Below are 25,222 nucleotides of genomic sequence, written 5' to 3' on the forward strand. Positions count from 1 at the left end.
ATGTTAAAATAAGTAAAAATTTGAGAAAAGGTTTGACATTGTACATAGCAGGTCGGGTTCCGACCAACGGGAGAAACCCGACACTTTATCGGCAAAATCGCCATTGCATGTGTCATCAGGAACCCTTACCTAACGATATAAAAAATCCATCACCTTCTCTCATGTTTTTTTGTTTATTCACATAATGATTAGAACGGGCTTTAAAGATTACCTCGAACACATAAATCTTTTCTCGCGTAATGCCAAATTCTATTTAGGCGGTACCTTTTTTATGGGTTATGCCACCACGATTCTCTGGATGCTTTATAACTTGTATCTCAAAGAACTTGGCTTTTCCGAGGGCGCAATGGGTGAAATCTTGTTTTTTCAAGGTTTGGGGACAGTGATTGTAGCCTTGCCGGCCGCAATAGCTGTTGATTATATCCGCTTGAAAAAAGTTATGATTGCCGCCAGTGTGATTAACTCATTAGCGTTCATATTGATGACATTCGTTACAAATTTGAATATCCTTTACTTAGTGGCGATGTTTGCCGGCGCTGGCTGGACAATTCATTTCATTGTCGCATCCCCGTTTTTTATGCGCAACTCCTCAAAGAAAGAACGCACTTTTTTATTTAGCATTAACTATGCATTAAGCTTTGCCGCAGGTTTTATAGGCGCTCTAATTGGCGGCTATATACCAAGGATTTTAACGCATTGGGGAATATCGTTAATCACTGGTTATCGCGTCAGTCTCCTGATGGGGGCAGTATTTGCGCTTTCATCGGTATTTTTCTATATGCGTTTAGCAGCTAAAACGCCAATAAAAACCGGTAAAATCGATTGGCTTAATTATCTTAAAACACGAGACTGGAAAACGACCAGCAAGCTGTGTTTCCCAATGATGCTAATCGGTTTGGGCGCAGGCTTGGTAATCCCCTTTTTGAATATCTATTTCTCCAATCGATTCGATCTCGATTCGGCTAACATAGGCAAGATTTTTTCTGTAGGTCGGATATTCACGATAATAGGTTTTTTGATAGGACCTGTTGTCGCAAAAAAAATTGGTTTAGTGAAAACGGTCGTTTCATCGCAGCTGCTTTCGATACCATTTTTCCTTATTTTAGCGTTTACTTCTCACTTAGCATTGGCGACTTCAGCTTTTTGGTTTAGAGGGGTCTTGATGTTGATGGCCTGGCCGCTTTTCAATAATTTCGCTATGGAAAAAGTAGCTCCGGAGCATCATGCCGGTACCAATAGTTTATTAAGCCTTTCCTGGAATATCTCCTGGATGTTTTCTGCATTTATTGGCGGGAAAGTAATCGAACATTATGGGTTTGTGCCGGTGATGCTATCGACCATTGCCTTTTATATGGCCAACAGCATTGCAATAATGGTATTCTTCCGCAAAGACTGCAAAATCGGTAAAGCAGAATTGCAATAATCTCTTGAAAGCAAGTAGAATTTTTATGTTGTGTCAGTTCGTAGTCCGCCTAAGGCGGATGAACTGACACATTTTGCTTGACGAGAAATCGGCAGGTCATGCTTCACTACAACCTGCCCAAACAGTTAACCTACGATAAACTTTATGGATTCTCCCGCTGAGGCGGGGGAATAACTTCAAGTAAAGTATGTTACAAAAAGCCGGATAGTAGTGATACTTTTTAATTTGCAATAATCCCTACTTAAAAAGCCCCTTCAATTTTTTCTTCAGCTTATCCTCTTCCTTTTTCTTTTTCTTATCCAGTTCTTTTTTGAGCTTTGCTTCTTCCTGCTTTTTCTTTTTCTCTAACTCCCTCTTAGCCTTATCCTCGAGCTCTTTTTTCTTCTTATCAGCTTCTTTCTTAACGATTTTTTTGACCTGCTCGGCGACCGCTTTTTTAACCTTATCCAAAGATACGCGCACTTTGGGGTTAGTATTGGTGCCGGCTGCAAACATCTCAATGGTAATAGTATTGCCCGCCAGCATGCTCAAATCCTGATTGACCATAGCGGAAATATCGGAAGCGGGCATCTCGATATCCAGCTTGTAGTCCATTGTCATGTCGAGACCGTTGGAGCCGGAAGCGGTAACTTTATAATCGTTAACCTTGAAAGTTGTTGGCTTAAGGTAAAAACGGCCGTCCTTTATCTCATAGCTTGGTTTGAAATTCTTGATTGTCGGGTTGCGCAGTTTTTCGTTTTTAAGGATTTCGGCAGCTTTAATCATCGGCTTGTAATTTTCCAGGCTTGCTCTCGGTATGTCAAGCGTTCCCTGGCTGCGTAATGTCATCAGCTCAGGCATAAGGGAATCGCCGAGGTCGGTATGCATATCGAGCTTGCCGCTGACCGTGCCAGTCATATTATCAGCCACCGGGACAAGCTTTTCGACTGTAGCGAATGTTTTGAACATCTCCGGGATATCGAATTTGGATATATCCATATCAAACGAGACATGAGGCGCCTCAGGCGGAATATATTTATAAGAGCCATTGGCAATCATCGAGCCTTTGACCAGATTTGCACTCAAGCCAATCATTTTCAATATTCTATTTTTCAGAATTAGCTTCCCTTTGACAGCCGTTAAATCGAGATTGTCGTAATGGACTTTATTGAAACTGGCATTAGCTGTAAATTCCACTTTATCGGGCAAGGGAACCGCATCATAAACGATTGTGTCTTCCTCGACTTTTTCCTCTCCAGTCATCCAGGGATCTATATCGAAATAGTTTGATTTAATAGTTAATGAACCTTTCAGCGTCTGGTCCTCGAATCCAAAACCCAGTATATTATTCAGCTCGCCATAAGCGCTGATATCGCTTTTGCCCATCAGGATTTTAAAATTCTTCAGCGATGCTTTTTGGGTTGATATATTCAAATCTCCGCCTGGGATTTGAATCTTGACCGGCAAATCGGGGGCGGCATACAGGATATCCGCAAGCGTGATTGAACCGGCGGCTGTAATTCGTCTGAAGCGGTTGTTTTCAATATCCGAAATATTTCCCTTAAACCTGAAATTAGACCGTATCAGCCCTTTCAGTTCGGTTATATCCTCCATCGGGAAAATATTCAACGCTTCTCCCAAATTGATATTACCGCTAAAATGAGCGTTAATATAAGGGTCAGACATCGGTGTTTTAACGAGAACCTGAAAATCGACAGGCTCTTTGAGAATCGCTAAATGAAATTTTTTCAAATCGATTATTGTATGGTCGAGGGTTTTGCCGGGGTTTCTAATCTGTAAATCCACATTAACCTGCTCGACCGGCGTAGGTAAATCGGGATATTGAAACATGCCATTGGCAACATTGAGATTTATCTCGAAAAATGGTACCTGGTTTTCATTATAGACGCCTTTTATTTCTCCGTTTAATGAGAGCTGACCCTCAGCTTTTAAGCCCTCGAAATCCTGAGTATATATATAAGGCACCATTGAAAGAATGTTTTTAAACTCAGCTTTGGGCGCATTAAAAGTCAAGTCGAGTTCGAGTTCCTCTCCGGCTGTGTCAAGCATAGCAACCCAGCCATCGAAATTGAGAAAAAGCCGATTGAGCCGGACTTCGTTTTCCTTGAATGTATATTTCATGTTATCGAGATCCATTTCTATGTTGGCTTTGATCTCCATATCGGCTTTGTTTAAATAAGGCGTCCCCTCCATCTTGAGAGTAAGGCTGGCAATGGATGTTTGAGTATATAGAGTAAACAATGACTGGGCAAAATCGCCATTGCCCTCATGGTTTAAGCCATCCACCTCAACATACATATTTGTTGAATCATTCGTATAGCTAAGACAAGCGTCTCTGATTTCATACTTTTGAATAGCCAGACTAATCATTGTTTCGGATGTATCTATTTCTGCGGTTTCCTCTGGCGTTTTAGGTACTATATCATAGCTGGCGCGGCCATCCTCTAAAACTCCGATATTAATTTGCGGCTTATCAATAAGTATGGAGATAATATTTATTTCACCGCCGAAAACGAGGCTTTTCAAGTCCAGCGCGGCTTGAAATTCATCAAGGCTAAAAAGCGTATCTCCCTCAAAAGGTTCTCGATTGACGACGGTTATATTATCGACCGACATCGTCAGTTTGGGGAAATTGCTAAACAGGTTCAATCCGACATCATCGAAATCAACTGCGGCGTTTACATTCTGGCTTGCCTGTTCCTTTACAAATTCGATAATTTGTCCCTTAAAAAGCAGGGGTATGGAAACAAGAGCCGCTAATATGAGAACAATTATAATTGTAAAAATTATTAAGAATTTTTTCATTGCTCAAACTCCATTTTTATTGTTGAGTAAACATTCGATTATTGTATTCATCGTCAAAGCGTATCAGACGCTTGATTTTAAAGTTAAGAGATTTATTGTATTATTTCAACCATGTAACGATAAAAAATCTATATAATTGGATTAATTTCATGTCTTTTTTTATAAAGACAAATTGACATTTCCTATAGTTTTATTATATTGAAACATTCAAGGCAACTCATGGGAAAAGCTGTTTTTAAAGCTAATGCCTTAATAGGGAAGTAGTATGCTAATCCAAATACGAATAATACCAATATTATTATTGGTATTAATTTTAGCGTTATTCATCACAGCATCGGCCAGAATTAGACATGTTCCGGATGAATATTCAACAATCCAGACCGGAATAAATGACTGCTCTAATGGCGATACGCTGTTAGTTCAGCCGGGAAGGTATGTTGAAAACCTGATATTTTACGGTCAAAATTTTGTCTTAGCCTCACTATTAGCAATCACTGACAATCTATCATATATCGACTCGACTATCATCGATGGGAACTCCAACGGCTCGGTTTTGACATTTAACATTGGAGAAAGCCGTTTGTGTGTTGTAAAAGGATTTACAATTGAAAATGGCTACAACCAAAATGGAGGCGGCATCTATTGCGAACATTCAAGTCCAACCATTGCTTATAACAGAATATGCAATAACGAGGCTCGATATAGCAGCGGTCATGGTTATGGCGGCGGGATTTACTGCGAATATGCCGACCCCTTAATAGCCAATAATATTATCGACCACAATACAGCTGCCGGTCTTTTTGGCGGCGATGGCGGCGGGATTTCAATCGAAGACTCAAATCCTGTACTTATCAACAACACTTTTACCAGAAATACAGCTGAACGATGGGGCGGCGGTATGCGCTGTTCGCATTCTTATTCAACTATTATTAACTGCATTTTCTGGTCTAATATGGGTGATTCGGGGAACATTGAGATTTTTAACCAGTATGGCGCTCCTGATATTATCTATAGCGATATTTATGCTGGCTGGGATGGCGAGGGAAATATCAATGCCAATCCGGAGTTTCGCGATCCAGACAATGGTAATTTTCACCTGATGGCTATCGAATACGGCTATCAGTATGATTCACCTTGTATTGATGTTGGCAGCCCGAATATTAATGACATATTATTAGATAGCCTATGGGGATTAGGGATACCGATAAGTGATATGGGCGCATATGGCGGCGGTGATACTTCCGTATCAATCTCTGAAAGTATTACAGCATCACTGCCAGAACAGCCAGAGCTTTCACAAAACTATCCCAACCCTTTTAATCCAGCAGCGACAATTAAATTTTCTTTACCTGAACCATCGGCAGTTAAGCTTAAGATATATGATATTACAGGACGTGAAATTGTAGCATTAGTCGATGAGTATAAACATGCTGGAGTTTATAAAGTCAGTTTTGATGCTGCCAATTTATCCAGCGGCATTTATTTTTACCGTCTAACAGCTGATAGTTTTTCTGAATCGAAACGAATGATTTATTTAAAATAGTTGATTTTTTACTTCCAGATATTTAGAATAAAAGGGAACTGAATATTTAAGTATTTTGTTATTTAAAAGACGATTATGGTAAAAAAGGGTACTGTCTGAAAGTTCCAGCCCCCCTCTTTTAGGCAGGCCCTTTAACCAGGGGACGCCGTGTGGTTTTCCATTTCGACGTCCCTATTTTAATTCCAGCAATAATTGAAATTTCCCACAAAACGAGCGGCATTGAATATTACAAAATCTTTTCCGAATTCGGATTCTCCTGTTTTCCGAATTGGGACACCCGGGGAATATTTATTGATTTACGATAATATCAAATAGTTTTAGTATCGTAGGGCAGGAGTCGGAAATTGGTAATAAAACAAGATGTATTTATAATATCAAATAGGTATGATTAAGTAATAAAACAATTATTAGCCGCCTGAGGCGGCCTGCCTATTTTAGGTGATAGATGAGATAATATATCACCGCAGTAGTTTAGATATACGCACCGAATAGGCAGGTCTCGGAGAGACCTGCCCTACTGTTGGCTTCGACAGCAAAATTTAGGTTCATGCCAAGTAAAAAAATCCGAATTCACTACTTGTCCGGGCTTTTGTCCTCCTTAGGCGGATGCAATAGTTATGTCATTCCCAACACTGTCCACGTCATTCCCCCGACTCGGCGGGGGAATCCAGAAATTGGTCATGCTGATAGCTCCTGCCTGCCGGCGGGCATGGCTGCAAAATCCGGGATAAGTTTTCGGGAAAACTCCGAAAACCATTCAATTATTGACATAGCATATTATTTTCCTTATTTTCAACTCCGTTTGGGAAGGTGTAAGAATGAATCGTTTCACTTTTTTCCTGCTGATATTTCTTCTGCTGATACCTGTAGGTATTTCAGCTAATGATTTAAGCGGTTTGATATTATCAGGAGATTCTTTATTCGAATCGTATAAATATGAAGAATCGATAGAATATTATGATAATGCAGCAGCGCTTGATTCATTTTCTGCGGAAGCCTACTGGAAATTAGCCCGCAGTCTCAATCTATTTGCCGAATTCCAGCCGAAAGATGAACAACTGGAATTATACGAGAAAGCCTCGAAAGCCGCCGAAAAAACAATAACAATTGATTCTCTGTTATCTGAAGGACATTTTGAATATGCCAGAGATATTGGCAAAATAGCTTTGTTTAAAGGGATTTTTAGCAGTATCGGATTAGCAAAAAAAGTTAAGAAAGAAGCTGAAATCACCCTCAAGCTAAATCCTGAGCATGATGGGGCTTATCACATGCTGGGAAGATGGCATCGTGAGGTAGCTAAAAAATCAATAATTATCAGAGCGCCGCTTGGACTTGGCGAAGCAGATAAGAAAAAAGGCTTAGCTCTTCTGGCAAAAGCCATTGAGCTTAAACCTGATTTAGTACATCATCGTCTTGAATATGGCATATCGCTGCTTGACAGCGGCTATAAAAAAGAGGCTTATGAGCAGTTCGAGATTTGTCTCGATTTGCCTGCTCCCGGCCCGCTGGATATAAAATATCAAAAACAGGCAAAAGAATATCTTGCGAAACAGAAATAAAAAAATTATTATATGTTCTTGTGAATAAGATTTCCCAGCCCGTAAAATACTAAGGGGCTGGTTTTAAAGTGGAGTGAAGTAAAGCCAATCTAATTTTTAAAGGCAGGATAATAAAGCAATAAAATATTGGGAGTATGAGATGACAAAAAAAGCATTTCTTATTTGTATGGTATTTTTTATTATGTCAGTTGCCGTATATGGTGGTGGTTTCGCTTTATCTGGTGTTGGATCCAAGGCGATTGGAATGGGCGGAGCATTCAGAGGTTTGGCCGATAACTGGAGCGCTGCTTACTGGAATCCTGCCGGATTAGCTCAACTTTCGCAATCGGAGTTAAATATGATGGCTATTACTATCACTCCTATGCCGGAGTACAAACCTGATATTACATACGATGGTTTTGATGTAGGCTATAAAAATGGCGAATTTCGATATCCCAAATATAAAACTCATTTTGCTCCAAACGGGTCTGGTTTTTACAAAATAGCTAATAAAGAAGATATAACTTTTGGTGTAGCGATATTTGCTCCCTATGCTTTAGGCTCAGACTGGGACATCTTCGATCCTATTTATAATGATGTCGTTGTTCCTTTTCCCGAAATTGATCATGGAGCTAATTTGAAAGTTGTCGATATACATCCCTCTTTTGCCAAGTCTTTTATGGACAATCAACTAATGGTTGGAGCCGGATTTTCTTTCATGAGAGGTGAAATCGATTTCCAGAAAACGGTCTTAATTCCCACATCTCTTCCTCGTCCGCATGACAATGCTGCAATTAATGCGTTTTTACATGGCGAGGGCTGGGGTTATGGCGCAAATTTTGGAATATTATATAAGCTGTCTGATAATCTCCAACTGGGTATTTCGGGAAAGACACCCGCTACTCTTAAACTGGATGGAGAAAACAATTCTACGCTTTACGCCATTGATAATATAAGTCTTCAGCAGACCGCTATTAGACAGGCATCTAATGCGGCGGAATTAGCTTTGATTGATTTTATCTTTTCGACTGAAGAAGTTGGAGCGCCAAGTTGGACAAGGGAAGCATCGGCAGACCTTAAACTTCCAGCTGACATAGGATTGGGCATTGCTTACAAAGCCACCGAAAAGATGACGCTTACTATGGATTTTTCCTACACTCTATGGTCTGGCCTTGATTCAATTTTAATTAATCTGGAAGGCGCAGACCCGCCCGCTTATGATTCAACCCAGAATACATCTGTTATCAGGACTCAATGGGAAGATATTTTTAGATTTAGCGCCGGCGGTCTTTACCAGGTTTTCGACCCGTTCCAATTGCGGTTTGGTTTCTATATGGATCCATCTCCTATTCCCGATGAGACATTTAGCCCGTTGTTTATGGATATAGGCACAAAATACAGTGGAAATATAGGAGCCGCTATTAGCGTGAGCGGTTGGGAAATCGGCTGCAATTTCGAATATATTCATTTTAGCGAAAGAGAAATTATCAATGAGACCAGCAATAGTTTCGATTTTGATAATTATCCCGGCCTGTTTAGGGCATATTTAATAGCAAATCACTTATCAATAACATATAGATTTTAATTTGGGAGGAAAACAATGAAAAGATATGTTATTTTATTATTGATGCTAACAACTGCTTTCTGGAGTTGTTCAGAAAATGAAAATCCGGTTGAACAGAGTTGCCCATCCGGCAAGATAGTTGCGGGATTTGTTTATTCACCTAATATAGATAACAACGCCTCAGAACAAGTAGCGGGGCGTTCGGTATATATCTATGAGCCGCCTGAATATATGGTTTCTGATATTGATTCTTTCGAGCTATATATCGAAACAAGGGAACCTTATGGCGCTGATTCTATTAATGTTGATACTACTCATATAGTATATTATGTTCGGGATTCAGAATATCCGTCATTATATCTTTTGCATGGTTTTGGTGGTAATGCCGACTATTTCACGGATATTTACATGCTGCAAGATATAATGGATGAGATGATTGCTAATGGTGAGATTATCCCAATGATTGTTATTACTCCTGATTGCTCAAACTCATTTGGCGGGAGCTTTTATACCAACTCAGAAAGCGTTTATGTTGATACTCTCGATGAATATTTATCCTTTACCGGCCAATATGAAGATTTTATAGTAAATGAGCTAATGGATTATATGACTATAAACTACAATATCGATACAACAGCCGAATCAAGGGCAATAAGCGGTCATTCTATGGGCGGCTATGGCGCTATGAAGATTGCCATGAAGCACCCTGAGTTGTTTGGTTCTGTATCCTCTATGTCGGGTCCGTTAGCTTTCCCATATTTTATAAATACAGGGGTTTTTGATTCTGTTTTTGCGCGAAACGACTTCAACCCCAGCGACCCGCCAACTGCCGAGGATTCGGCGGCTTTCTATGCTATTGTTGCTTCTGCGGATGATGACCTTACCAGCATGATGTTTGCCATGGGAGCCGCTTTTTCTCCGCATGATAGGCTAAGCGATGATACGACATATTTCCATAGACTGCGTGAAGTCGATTACTATGGTATCGATTTGCCGTTTAATGCCAGTGGTGAAATCGGCGTAGAATCAGATACGCTTGTTTGGCCTAAATGGCTAAGCAATGATGTTTACTCAATGGTTGCCGGCGCTAACTTTGATGCGGCGTTTGGAAATCTGGCTATCTTTTTTGATTGCGGAGATGCCGATCAACTGGGGTTAGCTTATCAAAATCAAGCCTTTGACCAAGCCCTAAGCACTGCGGAAATTCCTCATACTTATGAGGAATATTCGGGCTATTCCGGTTTCAACGCCGACCATTCGGCTTATATTGCCGAAAGATTAAGAGTGATTTTGAAATTCCATAGCGACCAATTCGTTCTGGCGGCGGCCGAATAAATTATTTCAATATCGATTTAGAAATCAGGCTTCAATATGTTGAGGCCTGATTTTTTTTATCAGATATTGCAGCCATGCCCGCCGGCAGGCAGGAGCTATCAGCATGACCAATCTCTGGATTCCCACGCCGCTGCGGGGGAATGACATAACTATTGCATCCGCCTAAGGCGGACAAAAACCCGGACAGTAATGAGAATTTATGAATAATTCGATCTAAATGTTTCTAAAAAGTTAATTGCCAAATCTGATATTAAACAATATTGCAGGAGTTTCCCCGAAAATTCCGGTAAAATCTTTATAGTATAGTATGTTTCATAGGGTTAACATTTTCAATAAGTGGAAATCATAGTTTTTGAAAAAACGGGGAAACTTTTAGCGATTTCTAGCAGGTCGGGTTCCGACCGGAGGGAGAAACCCGACATTTTGGACAGTGACAGGTGATTTGCTAAGGGAAAGGGCGGCATATTGCTGCGAAAGGTGTCGGGTTTCTTGTTCGTCCGCCTAAGGCGGAGAACCCGACCTGCGATTGTATAAAAAAAACGGGGAAACTCCTGTCTTATTTGTCTTGAACTTTAAAGGGTAATGTAATATACTGTTTTACCTAAAGCGGTAAGCCGATAAAAAGTAAGTGGGCAACTATTAGCCGTTTTGTTTTAATTTTGGAGGACTAGTCCTAATTGGTAAGGCAGCGGTCTTGAAAACCGCCGGCCGCAAGGCCATGGGGGTTCGAGTCCCTCGTCCTCCGCCATTAAAATCCGATTGCAACTCGTTGAATGTAAGCCATATAACATTGTTTACCAGAAGGTTGCGGTCAGGCTCAATGTCAAGTATCCTTGTATAAGTATCAATAACTTACAACATCAACTGCCACAATTTCGCCGCAATTTATTTGAGTTTAAATTGGAGTTTTCCGATTTCAGTCTGATAGAGATTTGGGGAAAGATGAGAATAAATCATGGTGGTGGAAATATCTGAATGCCCCAAAAAATCTTTGATTACCGGAATTGGAGTTCCTGACATAGCCAGGCGGCTGGCAAAGGTATGTCTAAGATTGTGAAGATTTCCTTTTATGCCCAGCTTCTGAGAAAATTCACGAAACCGTTTATATAACTGATGCTGGCATTTGTATGGTCTGAACATATAATCGTCAGGAGATTTACCATGTATAAGCTGCTGCAAAATCTCAACTATTTCGGTAGCTGCCGGTATCGTCCGGGGACGCTTACCTTTCGGGGAATACCCTTCGTATGGCCATACTCTTATGCTTTTTGCTTTTAGGTCAACATCCCGTACTCGTAGATGATATAATTCACCCCTTCTCATACCTGTATAAACCAGTAATATTATACCGGTTTTAAGCGGTTCAAAGGCTTCTTTAATAAGTATCTCGACCTCATTCTGGCTGTAGAAATGAAATGTCTTAATAATTTTAGGAAGTTTTACATTAGCTATTGGATTAAGATCAATCAACTCCCATTCAACTGCTTTGTTAAGGGCAGTTCGTAACAGTGCAATGTAATTCTTAACAGTTTTTGGTTTTCTATCTGCCAACACTTCAACACGAAATTCATCAAGTAAACCTGGAGTAATATCATTCAGATATCGGATATGTTTGTGTGCAAAGAATTCCCTCAATATACGAATACGAGAAAGACCTGCATGCTTATCAGCTGGGCTGCTGTTTACCATAAATTCAACATATCTCCTGAAAAACTTTGGGATTGATATGGGTGAAGTTTTCTTCTCAGGAATACCTAGTACTTGCTTGAAAAAATCAGTTTAACATGATTTGGTTTTGATAACGAAAAGCCATTAGATTATCATAAGTACCAGCAATAGGTTACCAAGCAGAGCTTGGTAACCAGAATAATTCCCGGATATTATAAAACAAATGTTTAAAGTATCTTTGTTTGTGTCCTTAAGCAAATATCCCGAGACACTCAGATGAAATGAATTATTCAGCAAGCCCTATACTATAGCAACTGAATATATCCTGCTATCAGCCGATAATTTTATAGATAGACATATTTTGAGAGAAACAATGAAAATTAAGTCGTTGATAATAAATCTGTTATTTTTCGCAGCCTGGTTATTCAGTATGGTTTTGGTTTATAAACAAAACTATGCCGGCGCCAGTGCCAGCAAACTAACGCAATTTGAGACAATATCACCTCCGAAAATCGGTGTCCAGAGATGGTTTAATGTTACAATAAATGATAAAAAAATTGGCTATGCCATGAATTCATATTCCGAATCGCCTCTGGGATATGTATTTAAAGATTACTCACTGCTTCGCATGCCGATGGCGGGCGTTGTGAGAGAGGTTCTTGTCGATTTTTATGCCGTTGTTAATGACGATTTTTCTATCAAGTCCTTTACATTCGGGCTGGCATCGGGCGATTATTCCACCGATGTTTTCGGCACGATGAGCGGGAACAGCCTTCAATTAAAGGTGCAGACCGGCGATCACATCTCAGATATTGAATTTCCTGCTGATAACGGCCTCTATTTTCCGGGCGTTGCACCGCTGCTCTTAGCCTCAAAAGGTTTTCCGTTAGGCGATTTTAGTCTGCCAAGTATTGACCCGTTTTCATTAACTGTTTCCGATGCAGCCATAAATGTTGGTCCAAAAGAAAAGCTTAAAATCGGCGATGAAACTTTTGATGTATATCGTTTGGAAATAACCGCTACTGGCGTAGTATCGACTATGTGGGTTGCTATTGATGGCACAGTATTGAAAGAGGAAGAAACCGCCGGTATGAAAATGACCCTGACATCCAAGGAAAAAGCTTTGGATATACCTGATACAGACCCGCAATGGGACATACTTAAAACATTTGCGGTTGGCGTTGATAGAATTATCGATAATCCGCGAGAGGCAGATTATATGAAAATCCAGTTAACCGGAATAGAACCGGCTGGCTTTGTTCTGTATGATGATTTCCAGCGCGTGATTTCGGTAAAACCATTGATAATCGAAATGAATCCATCGGATACAACTAAGAATATTGACAATATTATCACAGCCGAACAAATGAAGGCTTATACTGAGCCGGAATCATTCATCCAGAGCGATAACCAAAGTATAATCCATCAGGCAAATCTGATTATCAAAGGTGTAGAAGATGACAGCCTGAAAACGGTTAAATTAGTAGATTGGATTTATATAAATATAGAAAAAGACTTTGCTATTTCTATTCCCTCGGCGGCTGAGGTGTTGCGAGTTAGACGGGGCGATTGCAATGAACATTCAGCTCTGTTTACGGCTATGGCGAGGGCTGCGGGCATTCCTACTAAAATATGCCTTGGTATTGTTTACAGTAAAGATATGTTTTATTACCATGCCTGGCCGGCTGTTTATGTCAATGGACGCTGGCGGGCGGTTGACCCAACTTTCGGCCAGCAGGTCGCTGATGCCACGCACATTAAACTGCTTGAGGGCGGCCATGATTCTCAGGCAAGTTTGATGCGGGTTGTGGGAAAGCTAAATGTGAAAATTATAGAACTTTCAAACAGATTGAGTATTGCTGAGAACAGATGATAAAATTTAAAAACGTTGCTAAAAAATTCGGCAATTATACTGCCGTTGATAATTTGAATCTTGAAGTGCAGGCAGGCGAGCTATTCGGGTTTTTAGGGCCAAACGGCGCCGGTAAAACTACGACTATAAAAATGATGACCGGTATATTAAAACCAACTTCCGGGAGCATCTCTGTAGGGGAAACAGATATTCAAAAGGAGCCGGAAAAAGCAAAAAAAATCATTGGTTATATTCCGGATGACCCGTTTCTATACGACCGTCTAACAGGCAGAGAACACCTTGAGTTTGTTGGCGGCTTATATCATTTAGACCAAGATACAATCCAAAAGCGTTCCGAAGAGCTGTTCGAAATTTTTGATATGAATGGCTGGATTGATAAAAGATGCGAGGAATATTCTCACGGCATGTGTCAGAAATTAGTATTTTGCTCAGCCTTTATTCACAATCCCTCCGTGCTGGTTGTCGATGAGCCAATGGTAGGACTCGACCCGCAGTCAGCCCGTATTGTTAAAGATTTGCTGAAGACATATGCATCTAAGGGCACAACAATATTTATTTCGACTCATGTTTTATCGGTTGCCGAGGAGCTTTGCGGCAGGATAGGCATAATAAATAATGGCAAGCTTATCGGACTTGGAACGTTAGAAGAACTGAAAAAACAGGATGCCAGAAATAATATCAATCTTGAAGCGTTGTTTTTAGATTTAATAAACAATCAGATATAATAATGTATTTTGTTAATCATATTATAAAATATAAACTGCTGAATATTGTTTCATATTTGAGGAAATCGGATATTGAAAGCAGGCTGAGAGTTTTCATCGGTATATTCGTTATGATGGTATTTTTTAGTACAGCTCTATACTTTTTCTATTATATTTTTAACTATCTCTCCGGGCTTCATGATATAGGTTATCTTCTGATGGATAAAATATTGTCAATTGGATTTTTGGCGATTTTTATTATGCTTGTTATTTCGAATATTGTTACAGCCATCTCGACTCTTTATCGTTCTCATGAGACCGCTAATTATTTTTCTACGCCCGCATCGCATCTTGAAATTTTCACTGTTCGTTTTATAGATAATATATTGTATTCCACTTGGGGCGTATTATTGCTGGGCATTCCGATTATATTAGCTTATGGCATGGTTAGAGGTTTTTCATGGTGGGGCTATGCGGTCGAGATACTATGCGTGTTAATTCCATTTATAGTAATTCCGGCCTGTCTTGGAGTGTTGTTTATAATCATTATAAACCTTTTATCAAAATATATTTCACCGCGGGCTATATTTGTCATGTTAGTTTCAGCGGCAGTTATCACCGTGATACTATATATAAAGCTTGGCCAACCGTCATCCTTAACTCATAATGTATTTGCCGATTGGCGGGTTTTAAACCGATTTATGGGTTCGTTAGCGGCAACATCGTTTCCATATTTGCCATCGTTCTGGGTATCCGAAACATTGAAATATTTGGCGGGAGAAGAAAGGTCAAATTATGCCGTTCATTTTTTGGCTCTTATTGTTTCCACTGCGTTTTTGCTCCGTTTAGTATTCGTTATAGCAAAAAATTATTATTACAAGAGTTGGCAGGATTCGGTAGAACTTCAAACTACCTCGCCGGTAAAATCGCAAAAAAAGTGGAATCTGCCGCAATTTTTCAAGCTTCCCGGTTGGCTGCCGCCCGATTTTAGAAGCGTTTTAGCGAAAGACCTCAAGCTGTTTATCCGTGAACCATCACAGTGGGCACAATTTTCGGTTTTGCTGGTATTGCTGATTGTATATTTAGTCAACCTCAGGCATTTCCCCAATAATCAATCGGATAAATTCTGGGGAACGGTAATAAGCTTTGCCAATTTTGCCTTTACCGGATTTATATTGGCAACTTTATCGGTGCGATTTGTGTTTCCCAATATCAGCCTTGAGGGGAAATCATTCTGGGCAATAACATCCTCGCCGATGCCGCTCAGGAGATTATTTTGGGAAAAATTCTGGCTGGCATTTATCATATTCTTGCTGATAGCCGAAGTTCTGGCGTTAATTTCTAACCTAATGCTGGGGCTTGGCGGCTATATGATGATAATTAGTTTCTTTTCAATCCTGCTGATGTCTATATCGTTAACCAGCTTGTCGGTAGGTATGGGGGCAATATTCCCTACTTTCGAGGAACCAAATCCGGGGCGGATAGCCTCATCTTTAGGCGGTATGATTACCACTGTGATAAGTTTGATTTATGTCGGTCTGATGGTGATAATTCTGGCATTGCCCACGTATCATTACAGCGCTTATATAATAGATGGTTCGATTTATTTTCCGAAACAGGAATTTTTTATCGCCGGTATAATGATTCTGGTTTTAAATTTGACAACGACGATAATTCCTATTAAAATGGGACTGAAAAGTTTAAGCGCAAGGGAGTTTTAGTTATGAATGCATTGGTAACAGGGGGCGCAGGTTTTATTGGTTCTCATGTGGCGGATGCTCTTCTTGAAAAAGGGTATCATGTGGAAATCGTTGACAACCTCTTGACTGGCCAGCGTGAAAATATTCCGGATAAAGCTGTTTTCCATGAGATTGATATTCGAGATGAGAAACTTGACGAGGTTTTCAAGAAGGGGAATTTTGATGTAGTCTTTCATTTGGCCGCTCAGATGGATATAAAAAACAGTGTGCTTAACCCCGCTTTTGATGCTGATGCTAATATCCTTGGCGGAATAAATCTTCTTCAGGCAATGAAGAGAAACAATGTTAATAAGATTACATTTTCCTCCTCCTGCGCTGTTTATGGCGAACAAGTAAGTTTTCCGGCGGCTGAAGACCATCAGAATTTTCCGGATTCACCGTATGGAATAGGCAAGCTTGCTTTTGAGAAATATCTGTATTTTTATCATAAAGAGTTTGGCCTAAATTATACAGCTTTGCGGTATGCCAACATCTATGGCCCGCGTCAGCGCGGCGATGGGGAAGGCGGTGTCGTAGCGATATTTTTCAGACAGCTATTTTCTAACAAAGAAGCATATATTTTCGGCGATGGCAATCAGACCCGCGACCTGACTTATGTTGGCGATGTTGTTCGGGCGAATATCCTGTCAATCGATTCCGATAAGTGCGGAACATTCAATGTTAGCACCGGAAAAGAAACAACTATTAATACGCTGTATAATATGATTAGGGAGATAGTGGGTTCCAATCAGGACAGGCTTCATAAACCACCAAGAGAGGGCGAAACCATGCGGAGCGTGCTGGATAATTCAGCCATAACAAAGGCTCTGAATTGGCAGCCGCAAGTTGATATTAAAACCGGCTTGAAAAATACCGCCGATTATTTCACGCAAAAAGTATCGGTATGAATAAAATTATTTTTACCGGTACCGCCTCCGGTTATCCCTCGAAAGAACGAGCCTGCTCATCGTTTATACTTCAAGCTGACGGGAAATTATTTCAATTCGATGCCGGTGAGGGAATATCAGGTTCGGTTCAGAGATTAAAAATCAAATACAATGAAATAGACAAGGTCTTTATCTCGCATATGCATCCGGATCATATCGCCGGTATATTCATGGAACTGCAGTTGATGTATCTCGATAATAGAAAAAAGCCGCTTGATATTTATATGCCAAATGAATCGCTTAAGGGAATGGAAAAAGCGATAGATATGTTCTATTTATTTAGAGAAAAATTCCCTTTCGATTTCAAGCTTATACCGGTAAAACCAAATCCTGTGTATAGAGGAAACGAGTTTACGCTATTTGCTTATCTCAATGAGCATTTTAGAAGCAATGCCCAGGTTATAAAAAAGTTCCGCAAGCCTAATAAGATGCAATCCTATAGCTATACCATTAATATAAACGGCAAACGAATATTTTATTCGGGCGATATTCAAAACGAAAACGACATTGCCGGTTTGCTTGATGATATTCATACTGCCATCATAGAGGGCTTGCATGTTGATTTTAAGTCGCTGGCTGAGATATGCGCTTTAAATAAGATTAAGAGGCTCGTGTTGACTCATCTTGACGAGAAATCGTTTAGCAAGCCTGACAAGTTATTCAATATTGCCCAAAAAGCAGGACTAAAAAAGCTGGTTATCGCCTATGATGGCTTGCGTTTGGTGATATAACATAAGCTAAGAATATTAGAATGTAAGTGGAATCAAAAAATCAATTATATCGGCGCACGGCATTCGCTATAGGCGGAATGGTTTGCCCGTTTTTTCAGCTTAGTAAAATTACTAAGAGCAGGCGAGGACATCTGCCGCTTATGAAGGGGCAGACAAGGACATACGAAATATAACATACGCAAAGGATACTAAAATGTCAGCGGAAATAAAAACAGCGAATATCAAATGGGTCGAGAAGATGAAATTTGTCGGGACTGGCCCCAGCGGCAGGTCTATTGTTATGGATACGCCGGAATCATCCGGCGGGGATGGCAGCGCAGTTATGCCCAGCGAATTAGTGCTAATCGGATTAGGCGGCTGCACCGGTGTTGATGTTGTATCCATGTTGGCTAAAATGCGTGTGCCTCTTCGGGATTTAAAAATCGATATTGAGGCTGAACCGGTTGATGCGTATCCGAAAACATATAAGCGCATTAAGATAATCTATAAATTCTATGGTTGTGATAACCATAACAAAGCTAAGAAAGCTGTCGGATTATCAAAGGAAAAATATTGCTCGGTGTCGGTAATACTATCAAAATCTGCCGAGATGAGCCATGAGATTGTGTTCGAGGATTAAATTTGGGTTAGCTTACTATGCAGTTCTTGGCATATTGGATTTTAAGAATGCGTGTTGCATAACTTTCTGGTTACCAAGCGGCGCTTGGCAATCAGTTCCATATTATTCAGCAAGCCCTAAATACCTTGACTTAAAGCAATAATAAATACATTATAATACCTATAATATAAAGCTTATGGAACGAACTGCCTCTGAAATAATCAAATCGTATATCTATCGTCATAAACGCACCTTAATTTGGGGCATGCTGGCTATCGTCATCACAACAATTTTCACAATGGCCGCTCCCTGGATACTCCGTCGGGCAATTAACGCGCTTGAAACCGATGTAACTGCCGGTAAACTGATTATATATGCCTCGGCGATAGTAGGCGCAACTATTATTCAGAGCATCTTCCGCTTTCTGATGCGTCAGACTATGATAGTTGCCTCGCGCCAAATCGAATATGAACTGCGCAGCGACTTATTCAGCCATATTCTAAAACTCGACCGTCCCTATTTCGACAACACACCCACTGGCGATATAATGGCGAGAATGACCAATGACCTTTTAGCTGTTAGGGCTATGGTAGGTCCCGGTATAATGCATTTTATTTCCACAATATTTACTTTCGTTGTGGCGATTGCCCTAATGTCTGTTATAAATGCCAGACTTACCCTGATAGCCTTTATATCTTTACCCTTTATCTCCGGCTTAACCTTTATTATCAGCAAGGAAGTGCATAAGCGATATGCTAAAATCCAGGAACAATACTCGACAATTACTGCCGATGTGCAGGAAAACCTGTCAGGCATCAGGGTTATCAAAGCATACGTTCAGGAGGATAATGCCTTAAAACGTTTCGGACGGCTTAACCGTGATTATATACACAAAAACCTCGATATGATTCGTATCTGGGGACTGTTCTTTCCGGTGATATTCGGTTTTACAGGCCTTTCAATTGCGCTTGTGTTATGGGTGGGCGGCAATCAGGTTATAAGCGGCTCTATAAAGCTTGGCGACTTAGTTGCATTCACTGCTTACCTTATGCTGTTAATGTGGCCAATGGCGGCTCTTGGCTGGGTTATGGGGCTATATCAAAGAGGAATGGCATCAATGAAGAGAATCGCCCGAATATTAAATTCATCGCCGGTTATCGTTAGCCCGGCCTTGAATGCGGTTAAAAAGAAGATACAAGGTAAAATTGAGTTTAAGAATCTTGAGTTTGCCTATAATGGCAAGCCGGTATTGAATAATGTAAATCTGTCAATTGATACAGGGGAAACAATAGCGATACTCGGTCATACGGGAAGCGGTAAAACGAGTCTGGTTTCGCTTATCCCTCGTATTTATCCTATACAAAAAGGCATGCTCTATATCGATGATACCGACATCAATGACTATGACCTTCAAAGCCTCCGTTCACAAATCGGATTGGTAGCTCAGGAGACTATCCTCTTTTCCCAAACTATCGAAAGCAATATTGCGTTTGGGAATGATGCAGGCCATTCAATTATTGAAAAGATGACGAATATTGCCGGTTTGACAGATGATATGGAAAGTTTTCCCTCGGGTTATAAAACCATGCTTGGCGAACGCGGTATAACTCTTTCGGGAGGCCAGAAACAGCGGACTGCCTTAGCTCGCGCTTTAGCCATTAAGCCGAAAATTCTAATCCTCGATGATGCTTTCTCCTCAGTTGATACAAAAACCGAAGAGCAAATACTGAAGAACCTGCGGCAGGTATTTTCTCGGTGCACGACTATAATTATTTCCCATCGCATTTCAACTGTAAAGGATTCCGATATGATTGTTGTTCTCGATGACGGTCGTATTGTTGAAGCCGGCAGTCATAAACAGCTTATCGCCGCCGGCGGTTTGTATAACAAGCTTTATAAACGTCAATTGTTAAGCCAGGAGTTGGAAGAGCTTTGAGCTATATAACCAATGAAGACATCAAGATGGTCGAGCATAAATACGGCAAGCCAATCGAGCTTACAACTGAGGTTACAGCTGTTCCTAAAGAGTTGGAGGCTATCCGCAAAAGCCAGAAGGATGGCAGGTCTCATGATGTTGCTTTATTTATATTCAAAGACGACCAGCTTTTATTTATTGCCAAGCATTTTTATCCGGCGGCTCTTTTTAGGGCGCCCTCCGGAGCCGCTAAACCCGGCGAGAGTATTATTGAGGGCGGCAAGCGTGAAGCATATGAGGAAACCGGCGCGAATGTTGAGCTTGAGAAATATTTGTTGAGAATAAAGGTCAAATTTATCTGTGGCGATGATTTCATCGATTGGACATCGTTTGTTTTTAAAGCGAAATATATCTCAGGCGAAATCAAACCTATTGATACAAGAGAAATCAGAGAAGCCCGTTTCGTTAATATAAGCGATATTCCCCGTTTCAATGAAATCATGCGCAAGATAAATATGGCCGGTTTTCGCTATCGTGTTTTCCTAACAGAGAACACAATGAAACTGCTTGATAATGAGATAGTTAAGTAAGGTAGGACGCAATCTCAATAGGCTAAATGTAAAATGAGCGCAAATTATCACGAGGAAGAAATACTCGGCAAAGCCTACGACAGCCGTTTGATGAAAAGGCTATTGGCATATCTGAAGCCCTATCGCGGTCTTGTATTTATAGCCATCGGCCTTATGATTCTAACATCTTTGGCGCAGCTTATCCCGCCGTATCTGACTAAAATCGCTATCGATAAGTATATCTTAGCAGGCGATTCTGACGGGCTTTTTAGGATAATCATCTTACTATTCGGAGCCATCGCAGCAGCTTTTATAATCGATTATGTTCAGCTTTACATAATGCAGTATATTGGCCAAAAGGCGATGTATGATTTGCGGATGCAGATATTTTCTCATGTCCAGAAGCTTGATTTGAAATTCTTCGACAAGAACCCGGTGGGCAGAATATTAACCAGAATCACCGGCGATGTTCAGGCTTTAAATGAGATGTTCACGGCCGGTGTGATTGAGATATTTGGCGATATATTCATGCTTCTGGGAATAATTATTGCCATGCTGGTAATCAATTGGCAGTTGGCGCTGGTTGTATTTTCGGTGCTGCCATTAGTCGTGATTGCGACCGTTTTATTTCGCAAGAAAGTTCGGCAGACTTTCCGCGATATTAGACTGACATCAGCAAAAATAAATGCTTTTATTCAGGAAAATGTTGCCGGCGTTACTGAGGTGCAGAGTTTTGTCGCTGAGGAAAAGACGTTTAACAGTTATGATAAAATCAATGTCGATTTAAAAAACGCTCACTTACGCACAGTTTTTTATTTTGCGATTTTCTTTCCGGCAATTGAAATAATCGGCGCGATTTCGTTAGCGCTGATTATCGGCTATGGCGGCGGGCGGATTCTTGACGGTGCGCTTACTTTTGGCGCGTTAGTGGCTTTCATTCAGTATGCCGACCGTTTTTATCGCCCGATTAGCGACCTTGCCGAGAAATATAATATTCTGCAATCGGCTATGGCATCATCCGAAAGAATATTCAAACTGCTCGATACCGAAAGCGGGATAGTAAACCCATCTAAGCCGGAAGCTATTAAGGCTATCAAGGGAGAAATAGAATTCAGGGATTTAACTTTCGAATATGAAGAAAATAACCCGGTGTTAAATGATATTAATTTAAAAATCAAAGCCGGCGAAAAAGTGGCTATTGTCGGAGCAACCGGTTCCGGTAAGACAACTCTTGCCAGTCTGCTGTGCCGGTTTTATGAATATGATAAGGGCGATATATTTATTGATGGAATATCGCTGAAGAAAATCAACGAGAGGGATATTCGCAGGCATATAGCCTTAGTGCTTCAGGATGTATTTCTGTTTTCCGGCGATATTAACCGTAATATCCGTCTCGGCTCCGAGGAAATCGCTTTAGATAATGTCAAGCAAGCCAGCAAAGAAATCGGCGCCGATAGATTTATCTCGAAGCTTGATGGCGGCTACGACTACCGTCTTACCGAACGGGGCGCAAACCTGTCGGTAGGACAGCGTCAGTTGATTGCTTTCGCGCGCGCTCTGGCATTCGACCCGGCTATATTAATCCTCGATGAGGCTACCTCATCTGTCGATACCGAAACCGAGATATTGATTCAAAAAGCGTTGAAAAAACTGTTAACCGATAGAACCTCAATTGTAATCGCTCATAGATTATCGACCATTAAATATGTTGACCGTATAATAGTTATGCACAAAAGTCGAATTAGAGAATCAGGCACGCATAATGAGCTTCTGCAAAAGAAAGGCATATACTACAAACTGTATCAGCTTCAGTATAAAGACCAGGAGGTAATGACAGGTAATGGATAGCTTTGATGATAGAATGAAAGTAGCGATAAAAGCCGCTAAAAAGGCTGGTAAATATCTTATGGATGTTTTGCCGCAAGATAGAGACATAAATAAAAAAGGCGTTGTCGATTTGGTTACAGAGGCGGATTATAAATCCGAAAAGATGATTTATGATATCATTACTCAAGCTTATCCTGATGATAGATTTTTAGCTGAGGAGGGCACAGTTACAGACAGCGGCTCTGATTTAATCTGGATTGTTGACCCGTTGGATGGCACTATCAACTATGCTCATCGATTTCCTTTTTTCTGTGTATCGATTGCGCTTGTGAAAGAAAACCAACCATTGCTTGCCTGCATATATAATCCTATTCTTGATGAATGCTTTACCGCCCTGAAAGGAAAGGGAACTTACCTTAATGGCAAGCCGGCGAATGTATCGGCAAACAGCAAATTAATCGACAGCTTGTTAGCCACCGGTTTTCCCTATGATGTCCGCGAATCTGAGGCTGACAATATGAACAACTTTATAATATTCTATAAGAAAGGTGCTCAGACTGTTCGCCGCGCCGGTTCGGCGGCATTAGACCTTGCCTATGTCGCTTGCGGTCGTTTCGATGGTTTCTGGGAATTCAAGCTTCATGCCTGGGATATTGCCGCGGGCATATTATTAGTCGAGGAGGCTGGCGGCAGGGTTACCGATTTTGAAGGCGGCGATATTGATTTATTCAAAGGCGAAGTGTTGGCATCAAATGGGGCTATTCATTCACAGATGCAGAAGATATTTAAAGAGGTAGAGAAGCTATAGGATAGGTTTTAGCATTTGATTATGTGTCAAGATGGCTCGCCTTGGGCGGGCGCCTTAAGCGGATTACATCCTAACGCTTGCAAAAAAGATAAAGCCCCGAATTTGTAATAAAATCGGGGCTTAATAATTAATTCATGTAAAAAAATGCTAATAATTCTTCGGCGGCTGGGCGACAGTTTGAGGCCCGGTTACCGGCGGATTGCCTGAAATAATTCCGATTTCGGTTATCGCTTTGGTTGTGCCGTCTATTGTGCAAACATGCCAGTAATCGCCTGATGAGGCTGTTGTGTCAGGCGGTGTGAATTTACTTACAGACCTGTCAGGCAAAAGCACAGAGACAATAGCGCCGGAATTAGGAATATCACTTGAGCCGGAGAAATGATGAACTGCGTATGTGTATGTTCCGGGGAATCCCTCGTATATAGCGACATGTTCCGGCCCCCAGCTTGTAACATCATCCACATCAAGGATAGTATATGGGGCGGCGCTGGCGCTTCCTTTGCTGTAATAGGCTATATGATAACTTGAACCCTCAATTTCCGGCGTCCAGAGGTGAGAATCCAAGTCGCCCGGGTTTTCATCCCAGATTAAAGTAAATTGAGCGAAAAAACTGCCTTCTACTAATACTATGCTATCGATATAAATTATGGGAATAAGGCTGTCTAAATAGGTCATATAATTTATATGCAAAGTGTCCGCATCAAAGATATTTAGTTCGAGTCCAACATGGACATTGAAAACAGTATCGCTGGCAATATAACTTTCACACAACGAGACAGTGCGGGTATCCGTATTAGTTAGCGAGGCGACATTGGGCGAGATTTGAATAATGATACCGCCCTCATAGCTTATTGTATCCATTAAAGTATAAACATCCGCAAGAGTGCCGGAGTAGCCGGCAGGCGTAGTCCATGAATCGGAGTAAGCGGCGTTATAGTATTCAGGCTCATCATAATATGAATGGATATCTCTATCTTTTTCAATTAGAACAAATTCTACGATTGTCTCAACAGTTTGAGGTGATGAGGTTTTCCCGGCACCATACATTATATCTTCTCGTATTTGTATCTCTTCATAGGGTACCATCTTGTAATTGGGATAATAGGAATCGTTTCCGCTGGCAACTAAATACAAGTATTCTCTTAGCAGGAAGCCGCTTACATTCATACTGCTGATAGTTCCACCGTTTTCATTTACCGTTTGGACAGTTATAATATGACTGCCGAGATCAAGAATCACTTCGCCCTCCGAATCGGTTATGCCGGAGTTTTTAGCCGGGTTTGTTGGAAATTTAGATACGGTATCGCCACAGGCTGAAGCTAATATCAGCGTAAAGCCAAAAATAATTACAGTCCACTTAGCCGTCTTCATACCTGTCGTCTCCTTTTTTAAGGTTATTGATGTATATAAATATATTGATGGCATAACCATCACTGTTTTATAAATTCGGATAAATATATTAATCCTTTAGGCCAGTTTAGCATATGCTTTAATTATAACTGTTATTCTCCATTTACTGAAATTGAGTATATTCAATTGAATATTCTGTATAATAATTGAAAATTGATTATCATTTTGTGTCACTACTGTCCGGCCTTTTGTCCGTCTTAGGCGGATGCTATAATGATGTCATTC

Annotated in this window: 19 protein-coding genes and 1 tRNA gene; 16 read left to right on the plus strand and 4 right to left on the minus strand. The window is 40.7% G+C overall.

Features of this window, described 5'->3' with window-relative positions; translation table 11 throughout:
• Window positions 1–184 precede the first annotated feature (184 nt).
• Entirely contained in the window at window positions 185–1,423 is a 1,239-nt protein-coding gene (locus J7K40_14905; protein MCD6163689.1) for an MFS transporter, read from the plus strand.
• Window positions 1,424–1,660: 237 nt separating this feature from the next.
• Here the strand turns inward: J7K40_14905 and J7K40_14910 are convergent, their stop codons facing one another.
• A complete protein-coding gene (locus tag J7K40_14910) occupies window positions 1,661–4,228 on the minus strand; it encodes an AsmA family protein (protein ID MCD6163690.1) in 2,568 nt (855 codons plus the stop codon).
• A 265-nt stretch (window positions 4,229–4,493) separates the two neighbouring features.
• Between J7K40_14910 and J7K40_14915 the strand changes: the two genes are divergently transcribed.
• Window positions 4,494–5,771 (plus strand): T9SS type A sorting domain-containing protein, encoded by a 1,278-nt coding sequence (locus tag J7K40_14915; GenBank protein ID MCD6163691.1) that lies wholly within the window; start codon window positions 4,494–4,496, stop codon window positions 5,769–5,771.
• Between the two features lie 598 nt (window positions 5,772–6,369).
• On the opposite strand, the gene J7K40_14920 is transcribed toward J7K40_14915, so the two are convergent.
• Window positions 6,370–6,528 carry a hypothetical protein gene (locus tag J7K40_14920; GenBank protein MCD6163692.1) on the minus strand — a complete coding sequence of 53 codons (159 nt, stop codon included), beginning with the start codon at window positions 6,526–6,528 and terminating at the stop codon, window positions 6,370–6,372.
• A 61-nt stretch (window positions 6,529–6,589) separates the two neighbouring features.
• On the opposite strand from J7K40_14920, the gene J7K40_14925 reads away from it, so the two are divergent.
• The 4 genes from J7K40_14925 to J7K40_14940 all read left to right on the plus strand — a co-directional run bounded on the left by J7K40_14925 (window position 6,590) and on the right by J7K40_14940 (window position 10,956).
• Complete coding sequence (locus J7K40_14925) at window positions 6,590–7,330, plus strand: hypothetical protein (GenBank protein MCD6163693.1); 741 nt, start codon at window positions 6,590–6,592, stop codon at window positions 7,328–7,330.
• 139 nt (window positions 7,331–7,469) lie between these two features.
• The gene (locus J7K40_14930; GenBank protein ID MCD6163694.1) at window positions 7,470–8,894 is read left to right on the plus strand and encodes an outer membrane protein transport protein; all 1,425 of its coding nucleotides are present in this window, start codon (window positions 7,470–7,472) and stop codon (window positions 8,892–8,894) included.
• A 15-nt stretch (window positions 8,895–8,909) separates the two neighbouring features.
• Complete coding sequence (locus J7K40_14935; protein MCD6163695.1) at window positions 8,910–10,208, plus strand: hypothetical protein; 1,299 nt, start codon at window positions 8,910–8,912, stop codon at window positions 10,206–10,208.
• 661 nt (window positions 10,209–10,869) lie between these two features.
• Window positions 10,870–10,956, plus strand: a tRNA-Ser gene (locus J7K40_14940).
• Window positions 10,957–11,093: 137 nt separating this feature from the next.
• Here J7K40_14940 and J7K40_14945 read toward each other — a convergent pair.
• Complete coding sequence (locus tag J7K40_14945) at window positions 11,094–11,897, minus strand: site-specific integrase (GenBank protein ID MCD6163696.1); 804 nt, start codon at window positions 11,895–11,897, stop codon at window positions 11,094–11,096.
• A gap of 352 nt (window positions 11,898–12,249) precedes the next feature.
• On the opposite strand from J7K40_14945, the gene J7K40_14950 reads away from it, so the two are divergent.
• From J7K40_14950 to J7K40_14995, 10 genes are all read left to right on the plus strand, one after another.
• Window positions 12,250–13,749, plus strand: a complete 1,500-nt coding sequence (locus J7K40_14950; protein MCD6163697.1) for a transglutaminase domain-containing protein — start codon at window positions 12,250–12,252, stop codon at window positions 13,747–13,749.
• Complete coding sequence (locus J7K40_14955; protein ID MCD6163698.1) at window positions 13,746–14,474, plus strand: ABC transporter ATP-binding protein; 729 nt, start codon at window positions 13,746–13,748, stop codon at window positions 14,472–14,474. The genes J7K40_14950 and J7K40_14955 overlap by 4 nt, the downstream gene beginning before the upstream one ends.
• Before the next feature lie 110 nt (window positions 14,475–14,584).
• Window positions 14,585–16,174 (plus strand): hypothetical protein, encoded by a 1,590-nt coding sequence (locus tag J7K40_14960; GenBank protein MCD6163699.1) that lies wholly within the window; start codon window positions 14,585–14,587, stop codon window positions 16,172–16,174.
• A 2-nt stretch (window positions 16,175–16,176) separates the two neighbouring features.
• Complete coding sequence (locus J7K40_14965; protein ID MCD6163700.1) at window positions 16,177–17,100, plus strand: GDP-mannose 4,6-dehydratase; 924 nt, start codon at window positions 16,177–16,179, stop codon at window positions 17,098–17,100.
• Window positions 17,097–17,870 (plus strand): MBL fold metallo-hydrolase, encoded by a 774-nt coding sequence (locus tag J7K40_14970; GenBank protein ID MCD6163701.1) that lies wholly within the window; start codon window positions 17,097–17,099, stop codon window positions 17,868–17,870. Before J7K40_14965 ends, J7K40_14970 begins: the two co-directional genes overlap by 4 nt.
• 193 nt (window positions 17,871–18,063) lie before the next feature.
• The gene (locus J7K40_14975) at window positions 18,064–18,489 is read left to right on the plus strand and encodes an OsmC family protein (GenBank protein MCD6163702.1); all 426 of its coding nucleotides are present in this window, start codon (window positions 18,064–18,066) and stop codon (window positions 18,487–18,489) included.
• 175 nt (window positions 18,490–18,664) lie between these two features.
• Complete coding sequence (locus J7K40_14980; protein ID MCD6163703.1) at window positions 18,665–20,404, plus strand: ABC transporter ATP-binding protein; 1,740 nt, start codon at window positions 18,665–18,667, stop codon at window positions 20,402–20,404.
• Entirely contained in the window at window positions 20,401–20,973 is a 573-nt protein-coding gene (locus J7K40_14985) for an NUDIX hydrolase (GenBank protein MCD6163704.1), read from the plus strand. The genes J7K40_14980 and J7K40_14985 overlap by 4 nt, the downstream gene beginning before the upstream one ends.
• 33 nt (window positions 20,974–21,006) lie before the next feature.
• Window positions 21,007–22,800: an ABC transporter ATP-binding protein gene (locus tag J7K40_14990; GenBank protein ID MCD6163705.1), complete on the plus strand. Its 1,794-nt coding sequence runs from the start codon at window positions 21,007–21,009 to the stop codon at window positions 22,798–22,800.
• Entirely contained in the window at window positions 22,793–23,587 is a 795-nt protein-coding gene (locus J7K40_14995; protein MCD6163706.1) for an inositol monophosphatase, read from the plus strand. Before J7K40_14990 ends, J7K40_14995 begins: the two co-directional genes overlap by 8 nt.
• A gap of 147 nt (window positions 23,588–23,734) precedes the next feature.
• Here J7K40_14995 and J7K40_15000 read toward each other — a convergent pair whose 3' ends face one another.
• Complete coding sequence (locus J7K40_15000; GenBank protein ID MCD6163707.1) at window positions 23,735–24,958, minus strand: hypothetical protein; 1,224 nt, start codon at window positions 24,956–24,958, stop codon at window positions 23,735–23,737.
• Window positions 24,959–25,222: the final 264 nt, after the last annotated feature.

The organism is Candidatus Zixiibacteriota bacterium, assembly GCA_021159005.1.
In the GTDB taxonomy this organism is placed as follows: domain Bacteria; phylum Zixibacteria; class MSB-5A5; order UBA10806; family 4484-95; genus JAGGSN01.